The following is a 10948-nucleotide window of genomic DNA, read 5'->3' on the forward strand; positions in this document are numbered from 1 at the left end:
AGCCTCGATCATCAGGGTTCGGATCGCGTAGTGACAGCAGAGGTGGCCCCAGATTTCCTGCTTGACCAGATCCGGGGTGCGGAACCAGACTCGTCGAGCAGCGCCAGCAGCAGGCGCAAGAACGGGTGTTCGGCTGGCTTACGAAGGCAGCTGAAAGTTCCCGGCGTGACCCTAGGGCAGTAACCCTGGCTTGTAGCCGTCCAGACCTCGCGTCGGCGGCGGGACTATTTGATGGAAACGAGCGAAAACGAATCAGCCGCATGATTCTTTTTGAGAGTGTTTTGGGACCGGGGTTTTGATGCTTCCCGGTCCCAAAACAGTGTTCTATTTCACGTTAGTAGCTTGAGTAGACGCTCACTTCGTCGATGGTCCACCATTGGGGGGCGGTTCCTGTTTGGGTGAGGCGGATGTATCGGGCGGTTGTGGGGGTGAATTCGATGGTGCGTTTCCACGCGTAGCCGATTGTTGTTGTGACGGTGGTCCAGGTGGTGCCATCGGTCGAGGTTTCCAGTTTCAGCCCTCGGGGGTAGTCCCAGAGTGCGTTTGTTGGTGTTTGGATGTTTACCTCAGCGATGGTGTGGGTGGAGCCCATGTCGATCTTGTACCACTCGTTTCCGGCTTGGGCTTGTCCGCTGTTCCAGCGGGTGCTGGAGTTCCCATCTATTCCGCCGCTGGTTGTTCCGCCGGGGCCGGTTGAGGAGGCGGTTGCTGTCCATCCGGTGGTGCTGATCACTGCCGGATTGAACGTTCCTAGGCCGCCGGCGTATTTGGAGATGACGCCGTCGAGTTCCGTGTTTTTGGTGAAGCTCGAGGTGGTGAATTTTTGCAACTTTTGGGTGAAGGTTGCCGAATCGTCGCTGTTGATGATGGGTACGGGGGCTGGGTCGTTGTAATACATGCCCCAGTATCCGAAGCCGTCAGCGTCAGTACCCCGGACTTTGTAGTCCCAGTTGGACCAGGAGACGTTCAGATTGTTCAGCCCTGCCATCCAGCGGGCCCAGACATCGTCGTAGTAGTAGAGCGAGTACTCGCCGTAGAGGATGGGAACGCCGACCGTGGACTGCTTATTGGCGGCATCTGCGAGTTGATTGGTTACGAGCTGGTTTTGCGCTGTCCAGTCTTTCGCGTTACCCATGTCGTAGGGGTGGAGTTCGTAGATGACGTTGCTCCACCCGTAGGTGGTTGGGGCAGCGATCTTTGTCCAGTCGAAAAAGGCTTCGATGAAGATGGCGTGGTCTGGGTCGATTGCGCGGACGTCGTTGTACAGCGTGTTGTAGTAGCTGCTTTTCTGGTTCACGTCGTTCGTGTTTTCGTTGTAGTCCACGAGCGGTTCGTTCATCAGGTCGTAGCCGGCGACGGCGGCGTTGCCTTTGTATCGGGTGGCCATTGCTTTCCAAATTCCTTCAACCCAGCTCTGGTAGGTTGTGTTGCCCCAGAACCCGTTGGGGTTCGGTCCGACACGTCCGCAGCTGCCCCATGGGCAGTCACCACCGGGGAGGGTGTGCAGATCGAGCGAGACGTAGAGGCCTCGGCTTGCTGCTTGGCTGACGATCCAATCGATCTTTGTCCACGGGTTGGCTTTCCAGGTTCCGTCGAGGTTCAAGAAGGTGTTCCAGCCGATGGGGACGCGGATGAAGTTCAGTCCTTGAGCGGCGATGTTATCCAGGTCGGCCGAGGTGATCCAGCTGTTCTGGTGGGCATCGATGATGCTTTGCGCCCCGCTAGATCCGAAGCGTGAGTTCAACGATTCTTGGAGTGAGAAGTCATCGTTGTTCAGCGAGACGGACAGGTCTCCGACTGACCAGTAGTTTCCGGACGACGCGGTTTGGTTGATGCGGAGGTAGCGGCTGCTGGTTGCCGTGAAGCCGATTGTGGTGGCTTTCACGGTGCCGGTGCCGGTGGCGATAGTGGTCCAGCTCGTTCCGTCGTTGGAGGACTGGACTGTATAGCCTCGTGGGTAGTCCTGTGCTGAGGTGGAGTTTTTTTCGGTATCGAGGGTGACGTTGTTGTAGGTGAGTTTCGCCCCGAAGTCGACCTGGATCCACTGTCCCGGGGTCTGCGCTGTGCCTGTGGTCCAGCGGGTGGTGACGTCGGAGTCCGTCAGGGCTGTTGTTGGTCCGCCGGTTGATGAGGTGACGTTCCAGCCGGTTCGGTCGATACTTGACCCGGCGTATACGGCGAGGTCGGCGATTGTCCACCATTGTGCCGCGGTGCCGCTTTGGGTGACACGCAGGTAGCGAACGGTTTTTGATCCTTGGAAGTCGGGTGTGACGATGCGGTTGCTGCCATACCCGGTGGCTTCTTGAGTCCAGTTGGTGTTGTCGGTTGATCCGTAGACATCCCAGGTGCGAGGGTAATCATTTGGGGCCGAGGCGCCGGAGTCTAGGAGCATTTTTCCGACGTCGACGTTGTGACCAAGGTCGAGGGTGAAGCTCTGCCCGGTCGTCTGTGCCGCACCGGTGCTCCACGTGGTTGCGAGGTTGCCGTCAATTGCGGCACCAGGTGTCGTGCCCGGCGCCGACGATGACGCGGTGATCGTGCTGTTATTGAGCACGGTGTCGCTGAAAAGGTTGAGTTCACCCACAGACCACCAGCTGGCTGAGGATCCGGTCTGGGAGATTTTTACATATCGTGCCACTTGGGCGGTGAATGTTGCGGTCGTTACGGAGTCTGCGCCCGGGGCTGCCGCGACGCTGGTCCAGGTGCTGCCGTCAGCGGAAACGGCGATGGAATATGACCGTGGGTAGTCGCCGGCGAAGTTTCGGTCGTCGATTGAGAGGCGGTTGAAAAGGGTAGGAGCGCCGAGATCGACCTGGAGCCACTCGCTTCCGCTTTGAGGAACGCCCGTCGTCCACCGTGTTGTTCCGCTTCCGTCAATCGCGTTTGATGCTGTACCTGACGATGCGGTTGCGGTCCATCCGGTGCGGTCGACTGCGAACTCGCCAAGTGGTGACATCCAATCTTCCTGGGTCAGCCACCCGCCGAGGTTCGTTCCACGCAGATTGACTGTTGACCCGGTACCGGAGGACTTCTTCAGAACCGAACCGGAAGCTTTGAGAAAGTCGCTGGCACCGATGGCTGTTGCCTGCGCGGGAGTGGCCACCACTAGAGTGGCCCCGCTCAGCGCGATCGCGGCGACGATCGCTATTACCGATCTTTTCTTCATGATCCTCCTTGATCAGAACGGGCGTTCCAGGGATGTGAACGCCACGAACTCTCATAATTTCTACATCAGTGTGCCGCTCAATGTCCCGATTGTCCAGGATTTAAACTAAGTCATAGAATAAGTAGGCAATGGCTCGCTACGCGGAACCATTAACTGGATGTCCTACATACACACGTAGAGTAATCAGCTTCTCTAAGCTTGCATAGAGTTTTGCTGCGACTTATAGTAAGAAGTGTAATAAGCCAAAGGAGGCTCGATGACTTCGACGATGAACACTCACGATCGTGGTGCAACTGTGGAGCAGACGGGAGGTCCGAAGGGTTCGCACTCGGGTGTCGAAGGTCACTCAATTAATCATCTCGGCAACTTTCCTGCCGATTTTGCGTGGGGGCTCGCGACGGCGGCGTATCAGATTGAAGGTGCGGCGACTGAGGGGGGCCGTGGACCCAGCATTTGGGATACGTTCTCGCACCGCCCTGGAGGCACGAGGAACGCCGATTCGGGGGATATCGCTTGCGACCATTACTACAGGTGGGCGACCGACCTCGATCTGCTGAAAGAGCTCGGTGTATCGAGCTACCGCTTGTCTGTGTCTTGGTCCCGACTTCAGCCTGGTGGCGGCGGTGAGCTAAATCAGGAGGGTGTTGCTTTTTACCGGGCAGTTCTGCAAGGCCTGCGTGAGCGTGGAATCGAGCCGTACGTCACGCTGTATCACTGGGACTTACCTCAAGAGCTTGAGGATCTCGGCGGCTGGGGAGAACGAGAGACCGCGTATCGCTTCGCAAAGTTCGCTGTACAAACTGTTTTGGCCCTCGGCGACTTGGCGTCGAAGTGGATTACCTTGAATGAGCCGTGGTGTTCCGCGTTCCTCGGCTACGGTTCCGGGGCTCACGCACCCGGCAGACGAGACCTGAATATCGCAGTTCGCGCGGCCCATCACCTCAGCCTCGCGCATGGGTTGGCTACGGCGGGAATTCGCGGGGTCGACCCCTCCGCCCAGATCGGTGTCACGAACATTGTCACCGATATCCACTCAGCTTCATCGTCGCCCGAAGACCAGGCCGCCGCCGCCCGACTGGACGCTATCAGCAATCGTGTTTTCCTCGAGCCAGTGTTCCACGGCCGATATTCGTCATCCGTTCATGCCGCTCTGGACGACTACGGCCTCCAAGACGCAATCGAGCCCGGCGACTTAGCTACCATTCACGCGCCGCTGGATTTTGCCGGCATCAATCATTACCAGCGCGTCATCGCCCACAACGACCCTTCGGCACCATTTTCGGTACGAGAAGTCCCCGCGCAGCCAGCGACGACCTCGTTCGGCTGGTCAGTCGTCCCGGAATCCATGACCGCCGTTCTTGAGCGAGTTGCCAGCGAGTTCACGACCCTGCCGTTGTATGTCACCGAAAGCGGTGCCAGCTACCACGACTACGTCGACCCGAATGGGCACGTCATCGACACTGAACGAGTCGACTATCTGCGCCGTTACATCGACGCAGCCGGTGAAGCCATCGCTTCAGGTGTCAACTTGAAGGGCTACTTCGTGTGGTCTTTCCTCGACAACTTCGAGTGGGGCGAGGGTTACAGCAAACGCTTTGGGCTGGTCTACGTCGACTACCGCACCCAAGAAAGAATCCCGAAACTCAGCGCACAATGGTACACCGCTTTGATCGGCGCCCACCATGCGCTCAATGCCCGAAACTACACCTCCGCCTAACACGTCAACCCGAATCGAAAGGAACACCTCAATGTCGAGATCCCGCACCAAATGGATGCTACCCGTGGTGGCCGTTGCGGCTGCCAGCATCCTCGCACTCTCCGGCTGCTCCGGCAGCGCCTCCGACCCTTCCTCCTCCTCCGGAAAAGCTCTCACCGTCTGGGTGATGGGAGACAGCTCGAAGAAATTCGAGACTCTCGTCGAACCGTTCACAAAGAGCACCGGAATCCAAGTGAACGCTGTCGCCATCCCCTGGGACAGCATCGATCAGAAGCTCACCACCGCAGTTGCCTCCGGAAATGGCCCAGACGTCGTTCAGATCGGTGTCTCGAAGATCCGCTCCTTCGCCGACACCGGCGCATTGCTGAACCTGGACCAGTCCACTCTCGTCAACTACCCAAACCTCAGCGCTGACAAATTCGTTGCCGGTGCCTCGGGTGACGCCACCGCTGTCGGCGGAAAAGTAGTCAGCCTCCCCTGGGTGAGTGACACAAGAGTGCTCTTTTACCGCTCCGATATTCTGACAGCCAGCGGTATCTCGAAACCGCCGGCGACGTGGGACGAGCTACGAGCCGATGCGAAAACTCTCACCGCTCGCGGCTCAGGCAACTACGGCTACTACATTCCGCAGTGGGACAGCGCGTTGCCCGTCGAGATGACCTGGGATCAGGGCGGCAATATCGTGGACACGTCCGGCAACATCAACTTCGACACGACCGCGTTCCACAAGGCGGTCGACGTCTACACCGGCCTGTACGCGGACGGCAGCGTACCTACGAACAGCGACTTCGACCAGGTACAGGGATTCACCTCCGGCACCACCCCGATGGTCGTCAGTGGCCCCTATCTCGCATCTGCGATCACGGCCGCGAGCCCTGATCTGGCCGGGAAATGGTCAGCCGTTCCACTGCCAGGAGCAGACGCTAAAACGTCGCTACTTGCCGGGTCCAATCTTGGAGTGTTCGCTAAAACCGCGAACAAAGACGGCGCCCTGCAACTGCTGAACTACCTCTCCGACCCTACAACGCAGGTTTCTTGGTACAAGTCAGACGGCGACCTTCCCACCGTGAAAACGGCTCTAGCTGATCAGACCCTCGCCTCGGACCCCTTGTTCGCGGTGTACGCAAAACAGTTGACGGACGCCAAGCTGCTGCCCCTCGTCCCGAACTGGGACGGTGTCACAGGCAAGGCTTTGCTCGACAGCCTCAACTCGATTGTCCTCAACCACGCCGATCGAGACAGCACACTCAGCGCACTGTACGCATCCACGGCCGGTCAGTCGGTTAAGTAACCCCATCACCCGTGGTCTGGAGGCGGAAGCACCCTTCCGTTCCGCCTCCAGATCATACGAGGATCGAAGATACCCATGAAGACTCGCGCGACCCCCTACGTGCTCATCGCACCTGCAACACTTCTCCTACTCGCCTTCGGCGTGCTTCCCATCTTCGTCGCCGGTCTCGTCAGTTTCACAGACATGAACCTCGCCGGTTTAGGGGACTGGTCGCTGATCAAATTTATTGGTGTCGATAACTACACCCACCTCTTCGCAGATCCCGCCTTCTGGCAAGCTCTCGGAAACACCGTTTTTTTCGCCCTCATCGGTGTGCCTTCGGTCGTCCTCTCATCACTGATCGTCGCCCTGCTCCTCAACCGCAGCAACAGCCGTTTCTACCGGGCGCTGCGTTCCTTCTACTTTCTACCCGCGATCACCGCGATCGTTGCTATTGCGCTAGTTTGGGGTTACCTCTACAACACACAGTTCGGGCTGTTTAACTACCTGTTCTCTCTCATCGGGTTGCCGCCGGTGCAGTGGCTCAGCAACCCCTTGCTGGCGAAGTTTTCGGTAGCGTTCGTCGCGATCTGGCGAGGAACCGGACTGAACATCATCATCTTCCTCGCAGCTCTTCAAGGCGTACCACGCGAATACCTAGAAGCCGCGTCGTTAGATGGTGCCTCAGAGATCCGGAAAACCATCTCGATCGTCGTCCCATTGCTCCGGTTCGCGATCTTCTTCGTGATGATCACTACGGTAATCGCCTGGCTGCAGTTCTTCGATGAACCGTTCGTCCTCACCAAGGGAGGGCCGATCGGCGCCACAACGTCCATTTCGTTGTTCCTTTTTCAAAAAGGGTTCAGCGGCAGCCAATTCGGGTATGCGAGCGCCGGCTCCGTGATCCTCTTCCTGATCATCGCCGTCATCACCCTCGCCCAACTGCGTGCAAGGAAAACCGATGTCGACTACTGAACTTCACTCTCTCGCGACCACTCCACCACCGGCAATTCAACGAAAAAGACCGGCCCACCTGCCGCAACAGGGCAGGCAAGCCTCCCGCCGTCCCAGAAACAAGCTGACCATCATCGTCGGCATTGTGTTGGGTATCGGGGCGCTGGCGACCGCATTCCCGTTCATCTGGATGGTGACCTCCTCGCTGAAACCACGCAGCGAAAGCGTGGCGTACCCGCCGAGGATCCTCCCGCAGGAACCAACGCTCGACTTCTTCGTCCAACTTTTCCAGGACCTCGACTTCGGCCGGTACCTGCTGAACACGATCGGACTCGTCCTGATCAGCATGATCGGGTTGCTGTTGATGGCGATGGCCGGCTACGGTTTCGCGAAATTCACGTTCCGCGGCCGTGATGGGCTTTTCTTCCTGGTCTTGGTCACGATGATGATCCCCGTTCAGGTGACGATGATCCCCACCTATCTCATCTTAAACGGCATGAAATTGACCAACACCCTTGTCGGGATTGCCCTCCCCACGCTGGTCAGCGGCTTCAGTGTGTTCCTCTTCCGGCAGTTCATGTCGACTCTTCCGTCCGAGATGTTGGAAGCGGCCCGGATCGATGGGGCTGGCGAATTCAGGATCTTCCTGCAGATCGTGTTGCCTCTGTCGAAACCGATTCTGGCAGTCCAAGTCATCTTGACGTTTATCGCCAGCTGGAACAGTTTCCTCTGGCCTCTGATCATCGCCAACGACGAACGCCTCTACACCCTTTCCGTGGGGATCGCTTTGCTGAATCAGCAAATCGCCACCAACCCCTCCCTTCAAATGGCCGCTGCGACGCTGATGGTGGTGCCCATCCTGGTCATCTTCGTCGTCTTCCAGCGCTACGTCGTTCAAGGCTTCGCGCTTTCCGGATTGAAATAGGAAATGATGACAAACTACACCCGCTTCAGCGGTTTCGTACACGCTCGGCACGCGCAAATTGTTGACGGTACCGGCGCTCCGCTGCTACTTCGCGGTATGGGCCTGGGGAATTGGCTGCTCGCGGAGGGTTATATGTGGAAGTTCGGCGATGAGATGAGTTCACCGCGGCAGATCGAGGCACGAATCGTTGAGACCGTGGGTGCCGAACGAGCGGACGAGTTTTGGACACGCTACCGTGACACGTTTATAACCGAGGCTGACATTCAACAAATCGCCGAGCACGGCTTTGACCACGTGCGGCTGCCTTTCAATTCGCGAGGCCTCATGGACGACAACGGCGACTGGATCGAATCCGGGTTCACGCTCATCGACCGGGCCATCGAATGGTGTGAACGACACAATCTGTGGATCCTCCTTGATCTGCATGGCGCGCCCGGCGGGCAAACAGGAACAAACATTGACGATTCTCCCCGCCTGAAACCGGAACTGTTCATGAACGACCGCTACCGCAAGCAAACAGTGAAACTGTGGCAAGAACTCGCCCGCCGATACCGTGACCGTACTCACGTCCTCGGCTACGACCTACTGAACGAACCCCTGCCCAACGAATGGCAGCACATATATGCGGATGAACTCGTCGATCTCTATCGAGAGCTCACCACTGCGATCCGTGAGATCGATCCCGACCACCTCATCGTCTACGAGGGTTCGCACTGGGCAACAAACTGGTCAATTTTCACTGACGTCATCGACCCGAACTCTGCTCTGCAATTCCACCGATACTGGTGCCCACCGGAACGCTCAAGCATCGCCGAGTATCTTGAAGCCCGTGACAGGCTCGGCCTGCCGATCTATATGGGCGAGGGCGGCGAGAACACCCCGGAATGGATATACGCAGCGACTCGCCTTTATGAGCAGCACAACATTGGCTGGAACTTCTGGCCGTGGAAGAAACTCGACACCCGCACCTCCCCCATATCGGTGCGCCCACCCGCGGACTGGAACCTGATCATCGACCAGGACGCCAACCTCGAACCCGACACCGCCCAACGAATCCTTAACGAGTTCCTCGACAATATTGCACTCGTCAACTGCTCCGCCCGGCCCGACGTCATCAACGCCCTATTCGGCCGTCACCCTCTACGGATCCCAGCGTGGGGCTACATCGAGGCTGATGCGACAGCGCCCACCCGCTTCTCGCCGACAGCTGAAACAGACGGCTTATGGCATCACACCGCGGGCGAACCATATCGGGATTCTGAAGTGCCGCACATTCAAATCGACCCAGGAGCGGTCATCAGGTTCCCGCTTGAGACACGCCCGTCGGCGTGGACGATTAACGCCGACGACCCGGCCTCATTCGCAGTGACCTGGGAAGAAGACCACCTGGCCGTGCGAGCACTCACAACGGCCCGGCTCCTCAGCCTCGATCTCCGAGCCGAGCAGGAAACACTATGAGTACCGAAACCGGCTATATCAAGCGGGCCGAAAGCCCAACAGAGGTCCACCATTGGTATCGTCGAACTACGATGAGCGTCGAACCTAACACCCGCCGCCCGCCCCGTTTCTCACCGGGCGCATCAACAGTAACGTCACTCAGGCAGAGTAATAGAGGAGCCGTACTCAAACAGATCATCCTCGCCGGCGAAACCACACGAACCGCTCTCGCCACCAATTGCGGCCTTTCGATGGCATCCGCCACCAACATCGTCACCGAACTCGCCCAAGAAGGCCTCATCGAGCAAACCGGATCAAAGTCTTCCCGCGGCGGCCGACCAATCTCCCTCCTCGCGCCCCGCGCAGACAGCGCATACACCATCGGCGTCGACGTCGGGGAACGCGGAGTCGCCGTCGAACTGTTCGATTTCCGAATGAACCGCGTCGACCGTGAATTCAGCGGCGGAACCGAATCACAACCTGCCGGTAGCATCGCTGACGACCTCAACCAGGCCATATCTGCCCTTCACACACGAAACCCTCACCGTTGGGATCGCGTTCTCGGAATCGGACTCGGACTGCCAGGCCTCGTCGAAACCGAAGCGGACGGCAGTCAAGTGCTCTACGCTCAAAGCCTCGACTGGCCTGCCATCCCAATAGCCGAACTCATCCAAGGCGACATTCCCGTGTTCGCCGACAACGGTGCCAAAGCCCAGGCCAAGGCAGAACTTTGGTTCGGCGCAGCACGAGGCGTTAGTCACGCCTTAGTCGCGCTCCTCGGCCGAGGCGTCGGACTGGGAGTCATTACCGACGGAGCACTTACCCGCGGGGCAGTGGGAAGCGCAACCGAATGGGGGCACACCAAAGTACAACTGAACGGTCGACCCTGTCGTTGCGGTAGCAACGGATGCGTAGAAGCGTACCTCGGCGCGGACGCAATCTTCACCGAATGGGAAGACGCAGGAGGTCGATTCGACGGCACCGGCTGGCGGGCCCTGGGCGACCTTATCGACACTGCAGCAGCCGGGGATGAAACCGCCGCCTCGATCGTAGCCAACATCGTCGACACGCTCGGCGCGGCCTTGGGTAGCATGGTCAACCTGACCAACCCGGAACGTGTCGTCATCGGCGGATGGGTCGGGAACCGGCTCATGGAAAGCCTGGCCCCACGGATTGAACGAACAATCCGATCAAACGCTCTGGCGCGCCCCGGTGGTCAATTCGAACTCCATGCATCTAGCTTCGGCGGCGACACCGTAGCGCTAGGCGCGGCGCTGATGCCCATCGAGGCGCTCATTGCCGCTCCCACAGACTAGCGACGACTCCACCAACGTAACAACGCCCCTCCGCATAAGACCTCGATGGACCCGACGCGGCCGCGGTGTTCAACACGAACGTCATCGGGGGCCCTTGAGAAAACGGAGCTTGGAGTACGGTAGGCGCGATTTTCGAGGGGGTTTGGCGTACTTCAGGCTCCGT

Annotated in this window: 7 protein-coding genes; 6 read left to right on the forward strand and 1 reads right to left on the reverse strand. The window is 58.6% G+C overall.

Annotated elements, in window-relative coordinates; translation table 11 throughout:
• Positions 1-334: 334 nt before the first annotated feature.
• Entirely contained in the window at positions 335-3166 is a 2832-nt protein-coding gene (locus QN358_RS17935) for a discoidin domain-containing protein (RefSeq protein ID WP_323513166.1), read from the reverse strand.
• Between the two features lie 256 nt (positions 3167-3422).
• Here QN358_RS17935 and QN358_RS17940 point away from each other — a divergent pair, with 256 nt between their 5' ends.
• From QN358_RS17940 to QN358_RS17965, 6 genes are all read left to right on the forward strand, one after another.
• Positions 3423-4883: a GH1 family beta-glucosidase gene (locus QN358_RS17940; protein WP_323513167.1), complete on the forward strand. Its 1461-nt coding sequence runs from the start codon at positions 3423-3425 to the stop codon at positions 4881-4883.
• A 31-nt stretch (positions 4884-4914) separates the two neighbouring features.
• Positions 4915-6174, forward strand: a complete 1260-nt coding sequence (locus QN358_RS17945; RefSeq protein ID WP_323513168.1) for an extracellular solute-binding protein — start codon at positions 4915-4917, stop codon at positions 6172-6174.
• A 75-nt stretch (positions 6175-6249) separates the two neighbouring features.
• Positions 6250-7128, forward strand: a complete 879-nt coding sequence (locus QN358_RS17950; protein WP_323513169.1) for a sugar ABC transporter permease — start codon at positions 6250-6252, stop codon at positions 7126-7128.
• Entirely contained in the window at positions 7115-8032 is a 918-nt protein-coding gene (locus tag QN358_RS17955; protein ID WP_323513170.1) for a carbohydrate ABC transporter permease, read from the forward strand. Before QN358_RS17950 ends, QN358_RS17955 begins: the two co-directional genes overlap by 14 nt.
• Positions 8033-8035: 3 nt before the next feature.
• On the forward strand, positions 8036-9490 hold the full coding sequence (locus QN358_RS17960; RefSeq protein WP_323513171.1) for a glycoside hydrolase family 5 protein: 1455 nt from the start codon (positions 8036-8038) through the stop codon (positions 9488-9490).
• Positions 9487-10785 carry an ROK family protein gene (locus QN358_RS17965; RefSeq protein ID WP_323513172.1) on the forward strand — a complete coding sequence of 433 codons (1299 nt, stop codon included), beginning with the start codon at positions 9487-9489 and terminating at the stop codon, positions 10783-10785. The genes QN358_RS17960 and QN358_RS17965 overlap by 4 nt, the downstream gene beginning before the upstream one ends.
• Positions 10786-10948 lie beyond the last annotated feature (163 nt).

It is taken from the genome of Subtercola sp. RTI3, from assembly GCF_035018625.1.
Lineage (GTDB): Bacteria > Actinomycetota > Actinomycetes > Actinomycetales > Microbacteriaceae > Subtercola > Subtercola vilae.

Excerpts from the sequence above, each read along its gene's own strand:
- QN358_RS17935 (WP_323513166.1), bottom strand. The coding sequence starts at position 3,166 with ATGAAGAAAAGATCGGTAATAGCGATCGTCGCCGCGATCGCGCTGAGC.
- QN358_RS17940 (WP_323513167.1), top strand. The coding sequence starts at position 3,423 with ATGACTTCGACGATGAACACTCACGATCGTGGTGCAACTGTGGAGCAG.
- QN358_RS17945 (WP_323513168.1), top strand. The coding sequence starts at position 4,915 with ATGTCGAGATCCCGCACCAAATGGATGCTACCCGTGGTGGCCGTTGCG.
- QN358_RS17950 (WP_323513169.1), top strand. The coding sequence starts at position 6,250 with ATGAAGACTCGCGCGACCCCCTACGTGCTCATCGCACCTGCAACACTT.
- QN358_RS17955 (WP_323513170.1), top strand. The coding sequence starts at position 7,115 with ATGTCGACTACTGAACTTCACTCTCTCGCGACCACTCCACCACCGGCA.
- QN358_RS17960 (WP_323513171.1), top strand. The coding sequence starts at position 8,036 with ATGATGACAAACTACACCCGCTTCAGCGGTTTCGTACACGCTCGGCAC.
- QN358_RS17965 (WP_323513172.1), top strand. The coding sequence starts at position 9,487 with ATGAGTACCGAAACCGGCTATATCAAGCGGGCCGAAAGCCCAACAGAG.